An 18986-nucleotide genomic window follows, 5' to 3' on the forward strand; every position below is an offset into this window, starting at 1 on the left:
TATCACCGCCTTAAACCTCTTTTAATATTGCATCTTCTAATTGCTGTTTTTCATATATGCTGTTATAAAGACCTTTTAGCTTAATAAGTTCTTCATGGGTTCCCCTTTCAACTATTTCTCCATTATCTAATACTATGATTTCATCAGCGTTTTTTATAGTAGAGATTCTATGAGAGACGATTATAGTTGTTCTATTTTTCATGTATTCGCGTAAATTGTTTAGTATGGTTTCTTCTGTGTTTGTATCTACAGCAGAGAGACTATCGTCCAAAATGAGGATTTTTGGTTCTTTTATTAAAGCCCTTGCGATAGCTATCCTCTGCTTTTGACCTCCTGAAAGAGTTACTCCTCTTTCACCTACAATTGTTTGATATTGTTTTGGAAAGTCCATTATATCTTTATGGACATTTGCCATTGTAGCAAATTCTTGTATTTTTTCTAAAGGCTCTCCATTGACAAAGGCTATATTATTGGCTATAGTATCTGAAAATACAAAATTGTCCTGAGGTACAAAACCAATGTTTTGTCTTAGAACTTTTAATGGTATTTCATTGATATCATGCCCATCAATAAATATGGTATCTTGTGGTACTTTATAAAGTCTTACGAGTAAATTTACAAGAGTACTTTTACCACTGCCGGTTTTACCTATTATTGCTAAAATTTTTCCCTTTGGAACACTTATATTTATATTTTTTAACACAGGAGGTAGGCCTTTTTTATAAGAAAATGTGAGATTTTTTATTTCTATATTTCCGTCAATTACTGTAATATTTGGATCGGCATAGTTATCTGTTATTTCGGGTACTTCACTGAAAATTATATTTAGCCTTTCCATAGAGGCAGAACCTCTCTGAAAAATATTTATTACCCAGCCAAATGCCATCATAGGCCAGATAAGCATTCCCAAGTAGCTGGTAAATGCTACAAAATCGCCTAAAGTGATTATTCCTTTTATAACTTGTATTCCGCCATAAAGCAAAGCTATTGTAAAACTTAATGCTGCTAAAAATTGAACAGTAGGGTCAAATAATCCCCAGATTTTAATCATATCCATATTTGCTTTAAAGTTTTTTAGATTTTCTCCTCTAAAATTTTCTATTTCCTCTTTTTCTTGAACAAAAGCTTTAATCACTCTTATACCAGATATGCTTTCTTGAACTTTATCTGTTAAAGAGGCAAATGCTTCTTGAACTTTTAAAAATCTTGAGTGAATGACTTTGCCAAAACGGCTGACTACCAGTGCAATAACAGGCAAAGGAAGTAAAGCTAAAATAGTAAGTTTCGGATCAATTGTAAGTACCATTATAAGTATTATAGAAATACCTAAAAATAATGCATCTACAGACATTATAATTCCAGGTCCTACTGTCATTCTGACGGCGTTTATGTCATTGGTGGCATGAGCCATTAAATCACCTGTTTTGTGCTCATTGTAATATTGTGGCGAAAGTTCTAAAAACTTAGCAAAAAGTTGTTCCCTTAGTTCTTTTTCCAAAAACCTTGACATCCCCATTATTTTCATACGCCAAATAAATCTAAAAGCAAATACCAAAATAGCTATACCTATTATCCATAAAGAATACGTTAACAATACCTTTGGAGTTAAGTCTTTATTTTTAAATAAATCAGTTACTGAACCTAATAAATGGGGAACTATCATTTGAAGCAAGTCTACTGCTAATAAAAAAATTATACCTATTATGTAATCCCACTTGTGCTTTTTTATAAATGGAATAACTGTTGTAAAACTTTTCATAAAATCCCCCCTGAAACTACAGACAGGCATAATTATTTTTGGATATAATATAATTATAACGTAAACCTTTAAAATTTCAAAAAAGGAAGGAGGTGTTAAGATGTGGAATTATAAACTCAAAAAAATATCTGTTTTGTCGGTTTTTAAATTTACTTTGATTTACGGGATTGTGATAGGCCTAATTCTGGGACTCATTGGTGGTTTATTTGGTGGACTTTTTGCAAATAGCTTTGGAGTTTTCGGTGTAGGTGTAGTTGGCGGTCTCATTGGCGGAATAGTTTATGGCATAATTTTTTCTATAGTTAGTGCTTTTGGAGCATGGCTTTTCAATGTAGTTTCTGGCTGGATTGATGGCATTGACATACTAGTAGAGAAAAAATAGTAAAAAATTATTAAAACTATATTGCGGTGTAAAAAAAATGTGATATAATATTATTTAAAATTTAATAATAACTTATAAGGAAGGCAAGGGCGTCTTCAAATGGGGTGGTGGTATCCTATTTGAGTGCGCCCTTAATTCATTAAGGGAGGAATATTATGGGTAAAAAATATAACAAAGAGGATGTTTTAAAACTGGCAAATGAGTATGGGGTAGAATATGTACATCTTCAATTTACTGACATCTTTGGGGTTATGAAAAATGTCTCTATTCCTGTGGAAGAATTAAGTAAGGCTCTTAACAATGAAATTATGTTTGACGGATCTTCAATTGACGGATTTGTGAGAATTGAAGAATCAGACATGTATTTAAGGCCGGATCCTGATACGTTTGTGATCTTCCCATGGAGGACAAACTCTGGTGTAGAGGCAAGACTCATATGTGATATTTACAATTACGATGGAACTCCCTTTGAAGGAGACCCTCGCTATGTTTTAAAAAGAAATTTAGAAGAGGCAAAGAAATTAGGTTATCAATTTAATGTAGGGCCCGAATGCGAGTTTTATCTCTTTTTGACGGATGAAAAGGGTAATCTTACAACAATAACTCAAGACGATGCAAGTTATTTTGACATGGCACCTGTGGACTTAGGAGAAAGCGCAAGAAAAGAAATGGTATCCACTCTTAAGCAACTAGGGTTTCAAATCGAAGCATCTCATCATGAAGTAGGACCAGGACAACATGAGATAGATTTCAAATATGACGATGCATTAACTACTGCTGACAATGTGATGACTTTTAAAATGGTGGTAAGAATAATTGCTCAAAAACATGGGTTACACGCCACCTTTATGCCAAAACCAGTTTTTGGCATTGCGGGTTCTGGAATGCATATGAACATGTCGCTTACAAAAGATGGTAGAAATGCTTTTTATGACTCTTCTGACCCTATAGGGCTAAGTAAAGTATGTTATAACTATATAGGAGGAATTATAAAACATGCAAAAGCTATGACAGCTATTACTAACCCTATTGTTAATTCTTATAAACGCTTAGTTTCAGGCTATGAAGCTCCTGTAAATATTGCTTGGTCTGCAAGAAACAGAAGCCCTTTAATACGAATTCCTGCTAAAAGAGGAGAGTCTACAAGAATAGAGCTTAGAAGTCCTGATCCAACCAGCAATCCTTATCTTGCTTTGGCTGTTGCATTGGCAGCAGGGTTAGATGGTATAAAGAATAATATAACACCGCCACCACCTGTAAATGCAAATATATACCATATGAATAAAGAAGAATTGGAAAACTTAGGGATTGAAAGACTACCAGGCTCTTTAGAAGAAGCGTTAAACGAGTTAGAAAAGGATGAAGTTATAAAAGAAGCATTAGGCGATCATGTGTATACAAAATTTTTGGAGGCTAAAAGAGCAGAATGGGATGAGTACAAAATATACGTTACTCAGTGGGAATTAGATCAATATCTTTCTAAATTCTAAGTTAAATTAGAGGTGTCTCGATGAGCCAATGGCGAATTGTTTTAGCAGACAGTAGCGATTTGTCTCGGCAGTTCATAAAGAATGTGTTATTAGCGAATGGGCACTTGGTTTATGAAGCGAGAGATGGCGGAAGTGCTATAAGGCTTTGTCGCGCTCTCGCTCCTGATTTAGCTATAGCGGATTTGAATCTTGCCAATATAAATGGTTTTGAAGTTGGACGCATTATAAATGAAGATGATATAGCACCTGTAATTTTGATGACTTCTACTCTTCAAAGAGATTTTCTTGAGGAAATAAGAAAATATTCTGTATTTTCTTATTTATTAAAGCCAGTAGACAGAGGGGTACTTTTGTCGACAGTTGAATTTGTTATAGAAAATTACAAAAAGTTTAGGAGCATGAAAGAAGAAATTCAAAAATTAAAGCATGAACTTGAAGCGAGAAAAAAGATTGAAAAAGCAAAAGGATATATTATGAAAGCTAAGGGATTGAGTGAAGAGGAAGCTTATAAAATTATGAGAAAGATGAGCATGGATATGTCAATTCCAATGGAAATAATAGCTGAAATGATATTGCAAGAATATAAAGAATAAGAGGCGTGAGATCGCCTCCTTTTATTTTTCAAACATGCTTCTTTTTACTATTTTTTTATCTTTCATCATGAATACTCCTTTTGCAATGACAGAATGAATATTTAAATTACTATCTAATACTACTATATCCCCGTCTGATTTTTCCTTGATACACCCCTTGTTTGGATATAAATTCAATATTTTTGCTACATTTTCTGTTATTATTTTAATTGCTCGTTCTATTGGCAGTATCCCTTCCCCTATAACTTCTCTTAAATCGCGGTATAAAGTTTGTGTACTTCCAACCATAACCTTTACCAATCGCTTATTTTCATCAAATACAGGAATGCTACCATTGCTATCAGAACTCATAGTTACCTTTTCTATTGGCAATTTATTTTCTATAATTTTTTTAATTGCTTCTTTAGGGGTTAAAGCAGTTTTTGTGTGGGCGTCCGGCTTTATATCAGAAGTAAGGTCAATTACGCCACCCATTTCTATAAATTTCAATCCTTGCTCAAATAAATGTCCTATTCTGTTTATATGAGTAGGAACAAATTGTGTAATAGGTATTTCAGTATTTTCCACTATTTCAAATAACGGAGACAATCCTCTTATTCCATCCCCAACATGTAAGTGAACTATTCCAGGTTTCCCACCCAAAAGTCCTCCAACTCTTGCTTCTGCAGCAAGTTTTGTCAAGTCTTCAATAGTTGGTTGTGCAGACCTGTGATCTGAAATGGCAATTTCTCCAGTACCTATTACTTTGTCTATTAAAACTAAATCAGACCTTACACTTCCTGTTAAAGTGCGGGTGGGAAGTTCATAAGCACCGGTATATATGTAGGTAGTTATGCCTTCCTGCTCTAAAGCCCTCGCTTTTGCAAGAAGAGAAGCCATGCTTCTGGTTATTCCATCTGCTCCCAAGAGGCCCACAACCGTAGTTATTCCACCTTTTGTGATATCAGATAGAGTTATTTCCGGTGTCCTTGTGACTGGTCCTCCTTCTCCACCGCCTCCTGCGATATGTATGTGCTGGTCAATGAAACCTGGAACTACGATAAAACCCTGCAAATCTACAATTTCTACATTTCCAAATTCTTTAATGGGTTTTATTTCATCAGCAATCTTTATTATTTTTCCATTGCAAATTAAAATATCTTTTCTACCTAAAGTCTGAGGAGAATAAACTTCTCCTCCTTTTAAAAGTAAAAACATGATCTCACCTCATTTTGTTCTTTATATTATTTTTTCTTCCATATCCATTATAATACATTTTGAAATTAAAAAGAATTTTTGCCATGATAATGGTATAATAATTGTAGCGATACATTTTGTGAGGGATGGATATGAATAAAATAACAATTGATAAAAGTAAAAATGTGCCTTTGTATATTCAGTTGTACAGCCAAATAAAAAGATTTATAGAGAATGGCAGCCTGCCAGGCGGTTATAAACTCCCTACTATAAGAAGTCTTGCAAAGGAGTTGGGAATAAACAATATTACAGTGATAAACGCTTATAAGCTTCTAGAACAAAATGGATATGTATATACTAAGGTAGGAAGTGGTACTTATGTATGTGAAGATATAAAAAAAGAAGAGGACCTTGATGAAACCTTTAAATTAACAGACAAAGGAGAAATTCCTTTAAGGAAAAGAATTATAAATTTTGCTTCTTCATCTTTAAATCCAGAGCTTTTTCCAGTGGAGGACTTTGGAGATTTAATCAATAGAGTATTGAGAAGAGATGGAGGATATGCATTTGAATATCAAGACACAAGAGGATATAAACCATTAAGAGAATCTATAAAAGAATTTGTAAAGAAAGATGAAATATTTACTTATGTTGAAAATATACAGGTAATTTCTGGGGGACAGCAAGGTATAGATGTAGTATCGAAAGCGCTAATAAATTTTGAAGATAGCATAATTGTTGAAAGACCCACTTATTCGTGGGCTTTAGCCTCTTTTGAATCGAGAGGAGCAGAGATTTTAGAAGTAGATTTGCAAAAGGATGGCATAAATTTAGAGGAATTAGAGGATAAGTTAAAGAAGTTTAAGCCCAAGTTCATATATACTATACCTAATTTTCACAATCCGACCGGCATTGTCTACAGTGAGGATAAAAAAAAGAAGCTGATAGAGCTGGCGGAAAAATACGAGACTTATGTATTAGAAGATGATTTTGCCAGTGATTTAAGTTTTACAGAAGAAAAGATATTGCCACTCAAAGCCTATGATAAATATGACAGAGTCATTTATATAAGAAGTTTCTCAAAGATATACATGCCTGGCTTGAGGTTAGGATTTATAATTGCTCCTGAAAGGTTAGTAAGTAGTTTTTTAAAAGCAAAATATGTGACAGATTTAACTACTTCAGGTTTAATGCAAAGAGCCTTTGATTTATATCTTAGAGAAAATATTTGGGAAAGCCATATTGGGGAAATAAAACAAGTGATGAAAAAAAGATTTGAAAAGATGGGTAAAGGACTTCAAACATTAAAAAATTACGTAGAGTTTGAATATCCTAAAGGAGGCCTTTACTACTGGTTAGGGCTTAAAAACAATATTTCTGCTAAAAATTTGTATTCTAAATGTTTAGAGAGAAATTTACTTATAGTTCCAGGGGATATGTTTTTTGCAATAAAAAAAGAAAACAATTTTATAAGATTAAGTTTTGCCTCTTGTGAGCTGGAGGAGATAGAAAAAGGGATAAATATACTGAAAGAGGTTTTAGAAGGAGAATCTAATGAAAACGGCATATATCTTCCTATAATATAAAAAAGGCCGTAAAGTGGCCTTTTTATTTTGTTTGTTCATCTTTTTTGTTAAAATCTGAAGGAGAAGACTTTGTCATTTTAGACTTTCCTTCAAAAATAGCTCCCTCTTCAATTATCAAATTTTGAACTTCTATATCTCCATAAAGTTTTCCAGTAGAAGTAAGTTGTAATTGACCTTTTGCAAATATGTTCCCCTTTACTTCGCCTGAAACAATTATATTATCAGCTGTTATATTAGCTTCTATTTTTGCTGACTCACCTATTACAATGTTGCCTTTTGTTTCTATTTGACCTGTAAAATTACCATCTATCCGTAGAGTGCCTTCTGATTTAATTGTACCTTCAAAAGTTGAATTTTTTCCTATGACAGTGTCAATTTTGTCAGGATTAACTTCTACAATCTGTTCTCTTTTTTGAAACATATCAATTCCCCTTTGCAAGATATTTCATTGGATCTACAGGATTACCATTTACTCTAACTTCGAAATGAACATGAGGGCCGGTGCTTCTTCCGGTATTTCCTGATTTTGCTATTATATCGCCCCTTTTTACGCTTTGACCTACTTTGACAAGTATTTCAGAATTATGGCCATATACAGATTCAATTCCATAACCATGGTCTATGATTACTGCATTACCATATCCTGTTAACCATCCTGCATATGTAACCACACCTTTTCCAGCGGCTTTTACTGGAGTTCCCACAGGTACCGATATGTCAATTCCAGGGTGAAATTCAGTTCCATATCCAAAAGGAGACTTTCTCATTCCAAAAGGAGAAGTTATTGTGCCATATACTGGATAAGCACTAGGTATTGAATTCAAATAATCAAGTCGGGCTGCTACTTTTGAAATAAGGTCTTGTAAACTTTGTGTTTTTTGATCTATTTGTGAAATAAGCTCGGCAGTCGTTTCATTATCATAGGAAATGTTAGTATCGGATCTACTGTCTCTTGATACACTGCCACGGCTTGTAGCAGGAGTTGATAATCCAACCATGCGCCTTACTTTTTCTTCTAATTCGTTTAAGCCTTTAATTCTTTCACTGACCAGTTGAGCATTTCTATCTAACGTAGCTATTTTTTTGTCTTGTTCTTCTTTAACGGAGGTTAGTTGTTCGATTTTTTTATCTTTTTCTGCTATCACAGTGTATAGGTAAGTGGTTGTTTTGCCAAAATAGACTAAAGAAGCTGTAGCAGCCATAATTATTGAAAAAGCCACTATTGCTACTGTTTTTATAAGGGGAATAGAGATTTTAAAGCTTTTGATTTGTTGATTTGAATTAGGAATAATCATAATATTGAGGTATTTCTTTTTTTTCTTTTTCATTTATACCCCCACCCTAAAAAAATGGACAACTATATTTATTCTATATAAAGGTATCAAAATCCTGCTTAAAAATCAAATTTTAAATTTTTATAATATTATGATAAATTATTTTAATTTACTTTTGTGATATAATCAAAATGTAATTTATAGAAGTGGAGAAATTGAGGTGGAGTATGAAAAAAGGAATTATTTTAGGAATTGTATTGGGAATAATAGCAATAGTTCTCAACATTATAGTAAATGGTTTTTTTACTTCTTTCGTATATTATAGCAATTATCTTTTTTTAATAGGAGTTTGTGTAGGATTATTAGGGAGTGCATTGTATATTTCCTACTGGATCAATGATTTAAGACTTGTCAAAAAAATTTATTATAAAGAAGAACTACCAGAACGGCGAGAGGAGATAAAATTTATGAAGATATGGGGAAGTTATCTTGTTATGGCCATGTTAGTAATGTGGCTTTTGTCTTTGCTAGTTGTCTTAGTTGGAGAAACAGTTATAGGTATAAAATAATCGGTGTGGAGAATACTACTATTTGAAAAGAGCTACAGGAGGTGTTGGGATGGGGAAAAGAATAGCAGTAGAAAGTCAGCTTTCCAATATTAAAGAGTATTTAAAGCAAAAAGGATATGAAGTTGTAGAATTAAAAGAAACTCTTTCAGAAAAAAACAATTTAAATGCCTATGATGCCATAGTTATAACAGGGCAAAATAGAAATATGCTAGGCATAGATGATATTTCGACAAAAGTTCCGGTGATAGATGCAACAGGAATGACTCCTTTTGATGTAGAGGAAAGTATAAAAAGATTATAATTACAGGTGGTGAATTTTGTGGTAAGTACTGAACAATTGAAAGCTGTAGGGAGAAGTTGTGAGGATTTTGAATTAGATCCGTCTCGCTATGGAAATAATTTGACTATGTCTGTGTCTTTACAAGAAAGAAGCTGCGAAATATGTCAACATTGGGATGGGAATAAAAAAATTTGCAGAATAGGGGTTTTTGATGAAGTTTTATCAAGCCTTGATCAGACTTAAATCTTGAAATGTCAAAAGGATTTTTTTAAACTTTGTAGAATATAATATACTTATAAGACTAATTTAAGGATGTAAGTGTGGTGTTGGAAATGAGAGTAAAAATTTTACAATTCAACGATAAAGCGCGAGAGAAAAAGCTCTCGCGTTTTTTGTTTTATTGCGATGAAGAATTAACGTAAAAAGGAGGGGGATTATGGAAAAGGTCATAATAGATGGCAATAATCTTACAATAGAAGATGTAGTGCACGTAGTAAGAGATGGTTATAGAGTAGAACTTAACAATATTGCTGAAGAGAGAGTACTTCATTCTAGAAAAATAGTAGAAAAATATGTAAATGATGAAAAAGTAGTTTATGGAATCACGACGGGTTTTGGGAAATTTAGCGATATCGTAATTTCTAAAGAAGATACAGAAATTTTGCAAAAGAATTTGATTATGAGCCATTCTTGTGGAGTAGGAGAACCATTACCAGAAGAAGTAGTAAGAGCAATTATGCTTTTGAGGGTAAATGCCCTTGCAAAAGGTTTTTCAGGAGTAAGTCTTGAAACTTTAAAGACGTTGATTGAAATGTTAAATAAAGGAGTAACTCCTATTATACCTGAAAAAGGATCTTTAGGAGCAAGCGGAGACCTTGCACCTTTAGCTCACATGGTTCTTGTGATGATAGGAAAAGGTGAAGCTTTATACAAAGGTGAAAGAATGACTGGAGAAAAAGCAATGAAAGAGGCAGGGATTAGTCCAGTTGTTTTGAGTTCAAAAGAAGGTTTAGCATTGATAAATGGTACTCAAGTTATGTCAGCAATAGGATGCTTAAATGTATATTATGCTAAAAGACTTATAAAATCTGCTGATGCTGTATCTTCTATTACTTTAGAAGCTTTAAGAGGAATAATTGATGCTTTTGATGATAGAGTCCAAATGGTGAGGCCTCATAGAGGTCAGATGATCACTGCTAAAAATATAAGAAAAATGTGTGAAGGAAGTACTCTAATAACGAGGCAGGGAGAAATACGGGTTCAGGATGCTTATACCCTAAGGTGCATTCCACAAGTTCATGGAGCTATAAGGGATGCTATTGAATATGCGGAAGAAGTACTCATAAGGGAAATAAATTCTGCTACAGATAATCCTTTAATTTTTCCTGACGATGGTGAAGTAATATCTGGTGGTAACTTCCACGGTGAACCTATTGCATTAGCTATGGATTTTTTAGGTATTGCAGTTTCTGAAATTGCTAATATTTCTGAAAGAAGGATTGAAAGGCTTGTAAATTATCAATTAAACGACCTTCCTCCTTTTTTGACTGAAAAAGGGGGACTAAATTCTGGTATGATGATAGCTCAATACACAGCAGCTTCTTTAGTGTCAGAAAATAAGGTTTTGGCGCATCCAGCTTCTGTTGATTCTATACCATCTTCTGCAAATCAAGAAGACCATGTGAGTATGGGCACTATTGCTGCGAGAAAGGCAAGGGAAATAATAGAAAACGCTACAAGGGTTATAGCAATAGAACTTATGGCAGCTTTGCAGGCAATGGAGTTTAGGAAAGGTTTTAAAAAAGGGAAAGGATCGCAAGTAATATATGATTTAGTAAGAAAATACGTTAAGCCATTGGAAGAAGATAGGGAGCTTTATATTGACATAAATGCCTGCTTTGATATTATAAAATCAGGTAAAGTATTAGAGGTCCTTGAAAAAGAAGGTATAATATTAGAATAAAGGTGATTTTGTGAATAGGATAAAACAATATTTTAAAGCTAAAAGAGCTAAAATTTATGAAAAAGATTATCAATTTTTACTTGGATTCCTAAATGAAAAAGAGTTAGAATATTTTAATAAATTGCCTGTTTATGAAAAAAGGCATTCATTAGATGTGTGCTATTATCTTATTAATAAATACGGAATAGAGGACCAAGACCTTTTAAAAGCGTCTCTTTTTCATGATATTGGGAAGATAAAAGCGAAAATTACTCCTGAAAGAAAAGCAATGGCGGTGATTTTAGAAAAGATACCTTTTTTAGCTAAATTCATGGAAAAACATATTTACTTTTTGAAAGTCTATTATAATCATTCTGAGTACAGTGCAGAAATTTGTAGGGAAATAGGTTTTAATGAAAGAGTAATAGACATTGTAAGGAATCATCATGGCAAAAATCTTATAGATGAGGATGCTATAAAACTTCAAGAGGCAGATGAAAAAAATTAAAGATAGAGTTTTTCTCTATCTTTAATCATTTATATGTATAAACCTATAAATCACTCTTTTATCCCATCCTAAGTCAAAAGGTACATGGTATCTATCGGAAGTATGTGTATTTACAACAGGTATTCCCATAGAATCAAAGCCTGTAACTACTCCAAAGTGTACTATTTCTCCCTTTTCTTGATAGCATATAAGGTCGCCTTTTTCAATTTCTCTTATAGCTCCTTTTGGGTGCTGTTCAGTAGGTTTTACCATATCTAAATAATATCCTTTTGCAATTAATTTACCTTTTCCTGTATAAATGAGATAGTTAAAAAGAGCGGGTGCTTGTGCCCAAGCGGTGGAAGAGTCTTTCCCATTAAAATTCCATACATAGTCCATAGGAAGGCCTCCTCCTTCGTGTAATACTTGAGAGACGAAATTGGTACAGTCTCCTCCTACACCATTGTAATCTCTATATTTTGGGTTGTACTCGTAGTTATTTCCACTTCCCCAAGCAGCTCCTGCGTATTTGTCAGCATAAGCTACTGCTCCTTCTCTGTCGTATTTACCCTTCTTTTTAGGCTTTGCTTCTTCTTTACTTTCTGGCTTTGAAGTAGTAGGTGCAATTTCAGGCATTATGCCTTCAGCAGGAGCAGCATCTATATAGGCGGAGTCTTCGTCAAGAGGGTCATAGTACCAATCTCTTCTTATAAGCCATTCTCCATCAACTTTTACAAGCTGTACAGAATGTCGTATACCTAATCCCATGTAATTTATTATATCACTTTTTATGTTGTAAGCGTATCCCATTTTCATAGTTTCCACAAGGTAAACCCATACGGAATTTTCACCAGCTTTTACACTTTTTATTCTGTAAAAAGATTCTGCTTCTGTAAATTTAAGATTTCTTTTTTCTGACCATCCTTTAACGTATTCAACTCGCCTCCTTTCATGGTCCAATGCCCATTTGCCATACGTGGAAGATTTGTCATAAAAGCCTTCTATTTCTTTTAAGTTTCCACTTAAAAGCACACTTCCTCTTTTTTTAAAAAATTCATCCAATACAGTTTTTATCTCTTCTTTGTTGTCTGCAACTGTCTCTATGGTTTTATTGAAAAAGGAAATGGAAAAGTAAGTTAAGAAAATGAGTGCCAATAACAATAAAGTTGGTTTGAGATATTTTTTTGTGTCCAATTGCTCTCCTCCCTGCCAATGTAATTCAAAATAATAATATGAAGGTTAAAAGTTTTTTAATACTATATTTATTGGCAAATTTTGAACAATTTTATGTTATAATAGAAAAGTGAGAAAATGGAGGTGTAAAACTTGATAGAATTAAAAGGTGTTTCAAAATCTTATAGCAAAGGTAAAATAAAAGCTGTTGACAACATTGACCTTGTTGTAAATCCTGGTGAAATATTTGGATTTTTAGGTCCTAATGGGGCTGGCAAAACTACCACGATAAAAATGATAGTAGGTCTTTTGTCCCATGATACAGGAGAAATTAAAGTAGACGGAATTGATATCGACAAAAATCCTATAGAGGTCAAAAAGCGAATAGGATATGTTCCAGACAGCCCTGATATTTATGACAAACTGACAGGTATAGAATATCTCAATTTTATTGCAGACGTATACGGGGTCTCTGAAAAAGAAAGGAAAGAAAGGATTGAATATTTTGTTGAAGCTTTTGAGCTAAAGAATGCTATTGGAGACCTAATACAGACCTATTCCCACGGAATGAAGCAAAAAATTCTCCTTACAGCCGCACTTATTCACAATCCTTCTGTTTGGATTTTGGATGAACCAATGGTAGGATTAGATCCGAAATCAGCATTTTTACTCAAAGAGTTGATGTCAAAGCATACAAAAGCAGGTTTTACTGTATTTTTCTCAACTCATATATTGGAAGTTGCCGAAAAGCTCTGTGATAAAATAGCAATAATAAACAAAGGCAAAATAATAGCTTATGGTACTATGGAAGAAATAAAGAGCCAACATGAATGGGAATCTTTAGAAAAAATATTCTTGGAGTTGACAGAAAAATGAGGAAGTTTTTATCGCTTTTAAGAACACAAATGAAAGTTTATTATGGCATTTCCGCGATGAGATACAAATATTTTGTAAGAAAGAAAGATTTATGGGAAATAGTGCTTGCCATATTTGGAATAGCTGTTGGCGGTGGAACATTGCTTTTTATGTACATAATGTATTTAAACAGCATGTATGTAGCAAGCATGGTAATTAACCAGCCTCAGCTTATGCCTGTGACAGTGCTTCTTTTAGCTCAACTCTTGACATTGGTATTCGGCTTTTTTTGGACTATTTCTGTGTTTTATTTTTCTGATGATATAAATATTTTGCTTCCTCTTCCCATACAGCCTTATAAAATAGTTTTGTCAAAATATAGCATAATTTTATTGAATGAATATGTTACATTGGCATTTTTAATGCTACCAGCAATCTTTATATATGGCATTGGTACGCAGGCAGGAATTTTATACTATCTCGTTTCATTTATTGTATTTATATTTACACCTATTATACCTCTTTCTATTGCGGCAATTGCTTCTGTTTTAATTATGAGATTTGTAAATTTGAAAAGGAAAAAAGACTTGTATACAGTTATAGTGAGTATATTAGCGCTAATTTTCTTCTTTACAATACAATTTTTTATCAATCGAATTCCTCAAAATGGAGAACAACAGGCAATAGAAAATTTTATTTTGCAAAATGCTAACCTTGCAAAGATGATATCTAGAAGTTTTCCTCCTGCTTTATGGGGAGCAGTTTCTATGACGAATTATAATACTTTGTCAGGGTTTTTAAATCTTTTGATGTTTATCGCTGCATCAATAATATTTACAGCTATTTTGGCTGTTTCTGCTCAAAAAATGTACTTAAAAGCTGTAATTTCAGGGCAAGAGGTTGAAGCAAAAAGAAAAGAAGTTTTATTAAAAAAAGAAATAGTGAGGTCCAGCCTATTGAAGGCACTATTGTTAAGGGAATGGAAGCTTTTTATAAGAATTCCTGTATATGCTATGAATGTGTTGCCTGTGGCTATAATTATTCCCTTTGTATTTCTTGTTTCTTTTGTGGGGAATCCACAAATTGGACTTGAAATGGTTATAAAATACACCTCAGCTCCTGACGGCTGGTTTTGGATTTCGATGATAGGGCTTTTCTTTTCTCTTTTTGTAGCAGGAAGTAACAGCCTTTCTTCTACTTCCTTCTCTAGGGAAGGAAAAATGTTTTACATATCAAAGTTGATGCCTGTAGACCCTGCAATACAGTTAAAAACAAAATGGATTTTTGGTACAATCATTACAATAATAGTTATATTTCCTACATATGTATTGAGCTGGTACATTTTTAAGATACACCTTCTAAGTATAGTAATACTGACTGTTTTAATGCTTATAGGAATTTCAGCAGTAAATATACTAAGCCTTTTGATAGATGCTATGAAGCCCTCCTTTGAATGGGAGAATCCTCAAAAGGCTATGAAAGGGAATTTAAATGTGCTTTTGAGCCTTATTCTTACTACTATTTTGATAGGGTGCATTGCTGGAATTGTGCTGTTATTAAAAAAATTATACGTTTCTGAAATAATAATAACTTTAATAATAGGGATTTTGCTCATTTTATTAAACTTATGTGTTTATTTATTGGCAAAAAGTGCTGTAAAAAAGCTGTACAAAGGAGAATGAGGGAGGAAGAAAAAATGAGTAAAAAAGCGTTAATAGGATTAATTGTTATAGTCTTGATAATTAGTACCGTTATTGCATCCATTTTTCTTACAATGTCCCAAGAGAATAATAGTGTGCCATCGGCTTCAGACACAATAGGTGTTATAACAATTGAAGGAGTTATAGGGGAGACTACGAACATATTGGGGATTCCACAAGTTACAGGGGATCCAGTCGAGCAGATAAGAAAAGCTCAAGAGGATAACAGTGTAAAGGCAGTCGTTGTCAAGATAAACAGCCCTGGTGGTTCTGCAGCAAAATCTGTAGAAATATACACAGAGCTTAAAAGGTTAAAAGAAACAGGGAAAAAAGTGATAATTTCAATGGGGGATGCGGCTGCGTCAGGAGGATACATGGCAGCTTGTGGCGGAGACATAATAGTTGCAAATCCAGCTACAATAACTGGAAGCATTGGGGTTATAATGCAGTATACAAATTATGAAGGGCTTTACGACAAATTGGGATTAAAGGAGATAACAATAAAGAGCGGACCTTACAAAGACATGGGTTCGCCTACAAGAGACTTAACTCCGGAGGAAAAGAAAATATTACAAGGAGTCATAGACGATACCTATGAACAGTTTGTAGAAATTGTATCTGAAGGGAGGAAAATGCCAGTAGAAAAAGTAAAAGAATTAGCAGATGGCAGGATATTTACAGGAAGACAGGCAGTTAAAGCTGGTCTTGTGGATAAATTAGGGGATTTCTATGATGCTGTAGATATCGCTGCAAAAGAGGCTGGGATTAAAGGGAAACCTGTTTTGAAGTACTACACAGCCCCCAGCCCGTGGAGCATACTTTTTGGAAGTACAGCACATAGTACTTTCCAAGAGAGAGGACTTCAAATATTAAGAGTTTTATTTATTGACAAGTGGCTTTTAAATTCAAAGTAGCTCACGAAGGAACCGGACAAAGGGGACGGTTCCGTGCGCTGAGAAAAGCTCATGCGTTAAAGCAGGTGCGAATCCTGCCCGGTAAAGCCTAGCCAGCAACCGGTACTTAGCCTTGGGGTATATATGGTGACATATATAGCTAAGCGTAGGCAAAGGAGATAGCAGGCCGAAAATCGAAAGATTGAAGGTGTTGAGCCCCGAAATCCCTAGACAGGAAGGCCGATGCTGTGGAACCGGCAGAAGGCAAAACATTGATATTTGGGATGGCGAGAATAGCAATGCTTCCTCGGGGTCATAGGCCTTGGCATGTTATACAATATTAACGCATAGGGAACTCAGGAGGTCCTGCAACTCCCAGAAAGGGTACGATAAACAAGTGTAAAATACAAGGATATCGGAAGGTTAGCAGGAAGTCGGATTACAGCATAGTACTGATGAAACTGAGTAATGACAGGGGAGGGAAGGCTGTAACATATCATCGACCTCATAAGGGAAACATCAAACACACTGGAGGTGTAACAAGAGATGGAAACAGAACTAACGAGGATAGCGGAAGTCGTAGCAAAACATCCAAGAGACAAACTACAGACACTAGTGCACTTCATAAATGAAGAGACACTAAAACAACAGCACAAGAAAATGACAGGAAACAAAGCACCTGGCATAGACAAAATAACAAAGGAAGAATACGGAGAGAACTTAACAGAGAACATAGAGAACCTAATGGCAAGGATGAAAAGACAGGCATATAAGCCACAGCCAGTTAGGAGAGTATATATACCCAAAGAAGGGAGCGACAAATTAAGGCCATTAGGGATACCAGCATATGAAGACAAACTTGTGCAAGGAATAATGGCAGATATACTAAACATAATATACGAACCAGAGTTTCTAGACATATCATATGGATTTAGGCCCAATAAAAGCGGACATGATGCCCTAAGACAGCTAAACAACATAATACAGGAAAAGAAAGTAAGCTACATAGTAGATGCCGACATAAAAGGATTCTTTGACAATGTAGACCACGAATGGATGATGAAATTTTTAGAGCATAGGATAGGAGACAAGAACTTTCTAAGGATAATAAAAAGATTTCTAATAGCAGGAGTAATGGAAGAAGGTAAATACTATGAAAGCGATATAGGAACACCCCAAGGAGGACACATATCCCCAATACTTGCGAACATATATCTTCACTATGTACTAGACTTATGGTTCGAGAAAAGAATAAAGAAAGCATGTAGAGGAGAAAGCTATGAAATAAGGTATGCAGATGATTTCGTATGCTGCTTCCAGTATAAAGATGATGCAGAGAAATTTTATAAAAGTCTTAAGAAGAGGCTAAAAGAATTTGGACTTGAATTAGCAGAAGAGAAGACAAGAATAATTGAATTTGGAAGATTTGCCGAAGAGAGTAGAAAAAGAAGAGGGCTGGGGAAACCAGAGACCTTTACCTTTTTAGGATTTACACACTATTGTAGCAAAAGTCAAAACGGCAAATTCAGAGTCAAAAGGAAGACAAGCAAAAAGAAATTTATAAATAAAGTCGCCAAGATGAAAAAGTGGCTCAAAGAAAATATGCATGAGCCAGTAAATCAATTAATAAAGCAACTTAACATAAAATTGCTTGGACACTACAGATACTATGGAATCACAGATAACAGTAAAAGTATAGGTAGTTTCTTCTATTTGACCAGGAGACAATTATTCAAGACGCTAAAAAGAAGGTCACAAAAGCATCGATTAAACTGGGATAAATACGAAAAACTTCTGATGAAATTTCCATTAGCAACACCAAAAATCTATGTAAGTATATACTCATAGCTACGATAAAAGTAAAAGATGATATGAAGAGCCGGATGCGTTAATAGCGCACGTCCGGTTCTGTGAGGGGGAGCCGCTGTAAAGTGGCTCTCTACTCGACTTTTGTCTGATTCAAAAAGAATGCATTTCTATCCAAGAGGTTACCCTTCTATTTACTTCTTCCCATTTTATATTGTTCATAAAGGCTTCTATATAGCTTTTTTTATCAGTGCCATAATCTGTCATTTCTCAAATTAATTTAGCCCAAAACCGATAAAATTTTTCAGATTAAATAATCTTGTGATAAAATTAATGCTAAAGGAATTTAAAAAAATTTTTTCAGATTCCTTTAGCATTAATTTTAATTGGAGAGGTTACTTATGCAAATAATTTTCCATGTTGATAACATTGAAGAATATTTACATAAAGGTAAAGATTACAATTTTCCTGACCCACCAGATAGATGTCCTTATCCCGATTGCAAGTGTAGAATAAAACTAAAAAAGCACGGGTTTTATTACCGTTACTATTTAGATGGACCTAACTGTATAAAAATAGCCATAAGAAGATATATATGTCCTGTGTGTAAAAGAACTCTTTCCTACCTTCCTGATTTCTGTCTTCCCCATTTTCAGTATTCTTTCAATATGATTGTAAAGTCTTTAAAAGAGACACTTACAAGAGAAAAAACTCTCAGTTCTTTCATAAGTGACTTAAAAAGAAACTTTCCCACCATACTATTTTCAAGACAGCATATATATTTTTACACCAAAAGGATAATGAATAATTTAAGTTTTATCATATACGGATTAAGGCAAATAGACCCTTACATAAAGTTATCTGAGACTGACTCACAAAGAGAGAGGGCCAGAGAGATTTTGGACATAATAAACATTGTACCACTCTTCTCCCAACGGTTTTATGCTCATTGCCAAAAATCATTTCTGGCCTCTCTCACATAATTTTAGCATTAAATCCGAAAGATTTAAATAAAAATTTT

General features: G+C 34.0%; 19 protein-coding genes and 1 pseudogene. 14 read left to right on the plus strand and 6 right to left on the minus strand.

The genetic code is table 11. The annotated features are described in order from the left end of the window. Positions 1-10 precede the first annotated feature (10 nt). Positions 11-1759 carry an ABC transporter ATP-binding protein gene (locus tag THYS13_RS00675; protein ID WP_042832700.1) on the minus strand — a complete coding sequence of 583 codons (1749 nt, stop codon included), beginning with the start codon at positions 1757-1759 and terminating at the stop codon, positions 11-13. Positions 1760-1859: 100 nt separating this feature from the next. Here THYS13_RS00675 and THYS13_RS00680 point away from each other — a divergent pair, with 100 nt between their 5' ends. From THYS13_RS00680 to THYS13_RS00690, 3 genes are all read left to right on the plus strand, one after another. Next, the gene (locus THYS13_RS00680; RefSeq protein WP_042832701.1) at positions 1860-2141 is read left to right on the plus strand and encodes a hypothetical protein; all 282 of its coding nucleotides are present in this window, start codon (positions 1860-1862) and stop codon (positions 2139-2141) included. A 155-nt stretch (positions 2142-2296) separates the two neighbouring features. Beyond that, entirely contained in the window at positions 2297-3631 is a 1335-nt protein-coding gene (gene glnA, locus THYS13_RS00685) for a type I glutamate--ammonia ligase (protein WP_042832702.1), read from the plus strand. A gap of 20 nt (positions 3632-3651) precedes the next feature. Next, the gene (locus tag THYS13_RS00690) at positions 3652-4224 is read left to right on the plus strand and encodes an ANTAR domain-containing response regulator (RefSeq protein ID WP_042832703.1); all 573 of its coding nucleotides are present in this window, start codon (positions 3652-3654) and stop codon (positions 4222-4224) included. Positions 4225-4245: 21 nt separating this feature from the next. On the opposite strand, the gene iadA is transcribed toward THYS13_RS00690, so the two are convergent. Next, positions 4246-5421: a beta-aspartyl-peptidase gene (iadA, locus tag THYS13_RS00695; protein ID WP_042832704.1), complete on the minus strand. Its 1176-nt coding sequence runs from the start codon at positions 5419-5421 to the stop codon at positions 4246-4248. A gap of 131 nt (positions 5422-5552) precedes the next feature. On the opposite strand from iadA, the gene THYS13_RS00700 reads away from it, so the two are divergent. Continuing rightward, positions 5553-6986 (plus strand): PLP-dependent aminotransferase family protein, encoded by a 1434-nt coding sequence (locus THYS13_RS00700; protein WP_042832705.1) that lies wholly within the window; start codon positions 5553-5555, stop codon positions 6984-6986. 22 nt (positions 6987-7008) lie between these two features. Here THYS13_RS00700 and THYS13_RS00705 read toward each other — a convergent pair whose 3' ends face one another. Together THYS13_RS00705 and THYS13_RS00710 are read right to left on the minus strand one after the other, a co-directional pair. Next, positions 7009-7407, minus strand: a complete 399-nt coding sequence (locus THYS13_RS00705; RefSeq protein WP_042832706.1) for a polymer-forming cytoskeletal protein — start codon at positions 7405-7407, stop codon at positions 7009-7011. A 1-nt stretch (position 7408) separates the two neighbouring features. Beyond that, a complete protein-coding gene (locus tag THYS13_RS00710) occupies positions 7409-8314 on the minus strand; it encodes a M23 family metallopeptidase (RefSeq protein WP_042832707.1) in 906 nt (301 codons plus the stop codon). Between the two features lie 173 nt (positions 8315-8487). Here THYS13_RS00710 and THYS13_RS00715 point away from each other — a divergent pair, with 173 nt between their 5' ends. The 5 genes from THYS13_RS00715 to THYS13_RS00735 all read left to right on the plus strand — a co-directional run bounded on the left by THYS13_RS00715 (position 8488) and on the right by THYS13_RS00735 (position 11559). Next, positions 8488-8829 carry a hypothetical protein gene (locus tag THYS13_RS00715; RefSeq protein WP_042832708.1) on the plus strand — a complete coding sequence of 114 codons (342 nt, stop codon included), beginning with the start codon at positions 8488-8490 and terminating at the stop codon, positions 8827-8829. 49 nt (positions 8830-8878) lie between these two features. Next, positions 8879-9130, plus strand: coding sequence for a YkuS family protein (locus THYS13_RS00720; RefSeq protein WP_042833897.1), 252 nt, complete (start codon positions 8879-8881; stop codon positions 9128-9130). 18 nt (positions 9131-9148) lie between these two features. Further along, a complete protein-coding gene (locus THYS13_RS00725; RefSeq protein WP_042832709.1) occupies positions 9149-9352 on the plus strand; it encodes a hypothetical protein in 204 nt (67 codons plus the stop codon). 193 nt (positions 9353-9545) lie between these two features. Next, the gene (gene hutH, locus THYS13_RS00730; protein ID WP_042832710.1) at positions 9546-11072 is read left to right on the plus strand and encodes a histidine ammonia-lyase; all 1527 of its coding nucleotides are present in this window, start codon (positions 9546-9548) and stop codon (positions 11070-11072) included. A gap of 10 nt (positions 11073-11082) precedes the next feature. After that, positions 11083-11559, plus strand: a complete 477-nt coding sequence (locus THYS13_RS00735) for an HDIG domain-containing metalloprotein (protein WP_042832711.1) — start codon at positions 11083-11085, stop codon at positions 11557-11559. Between the two features lie 21 nt (positions 11560-11580). On the opposite strand, the gene THYS13_RS00740 is transcribed toward THYS13_RS00735, so the two are convergent. Beyond that, on the minus strand, positions 11581-12732 hold the full coding sequence (locus THYS13_RS00740; RefSeq protein WP_042832712.1) for an amidase domain-containing protein: 1152 nt from the start codon (positions 12730-12732) through the stop codon (positions 11581-11583). Positions 12733-12864: 132 nt separating this feature from the next. Between THYS13_RS00740 and THYS13_RS00745 the strand changes: the two genes are divergently transcribed. From THYS13_RS00745 to ltrA, 4 genes are all read left to right on the plus strand, one after another. Continuing rightward, on the plus strand, positions 12865-13587 hold the full coding sequence (locus THYS13_RS00745) for an ABC transporter ATP-binding protein (protein WP_042832713.1): 723 nt from the start codon (positions 12865-12867) through the stop codon (positions 13585-13587). After that, positions 13584-15248 (plus strand): hypothetical protein, encoded by a 1665-nt coding sequence (locus tag THYS13_RS00750; protein WP_235603185.1) that lies wholly within the window; start codon positions 13584-13586, stop codon positions 15246-15248. Before THYS13_RS00745 ends, THYS13_RS00750 begins: the two co-directional genes overlap by 4 nt. Before the next feature lie 14 nt (positions 15249-15262). Continuing rightward, positions 15263-16180, plus strand: a complete 918-nt coding sequence (sppA, locus tag THYS13_RS00755) for a signal peptide peptidase SppA (protein ID WP_042833898.1) — start codon at positions 15263-15265, stop codon at positions 16178-16180. Between the two features lie 525 nt (positions 16181-16705). Then, positions 16706-18007, plus strand: coding sequence for a group II intron reverse transcriptase/maturase (gene ltrA / locus THYS13_RS00760; RefSeq protein WP_042832715.1), 1302 nt, complete (start codon positions 16706-16708; stop codon positions 18005-18007). Between the two features lie 111 nt (positions 18008-18118). On the opposite strand, the pseudogene THYS13_RS14055 reads toward ltrA, so the two are convergent. After that, a pseudogene (locus THYS13_RS14055) lies at positions 18119-18226 on the minus strand (Fe-Mn family superoxide dismutase); the annotation flags it as partial. Positions 18227-18366: 140 nt separating this feature from the next. On the opposite strand from THYS13_RS14055, the gene THYS13_RS00765 reads away from it, so the two are divergent. Further along, positions 18367-18948: a DUF6431 domain-containing protein gene (locus tag THYS13_RS00765; RefSeq protein WP_042832716.1), complete on the plus strand. Its 582-nt coding sequence runs from the start codon at positions 18367-18369 to the stop codon at positions 18946-18948. Positions 18949-18986: the final 38 nt, after the last annotated feature.

It is taken from the genome of Thermoanaerobacter sp. YS13 (assembly GCF_000806225.2).
Lineage (GTDB): Bacteria > Bacillota > Thermoanaerobacteria > Thermoanaerobacterales > Thermoanaerobacteraceae > Thermoanaerobacter > Thermoanaerobacter uzonensis.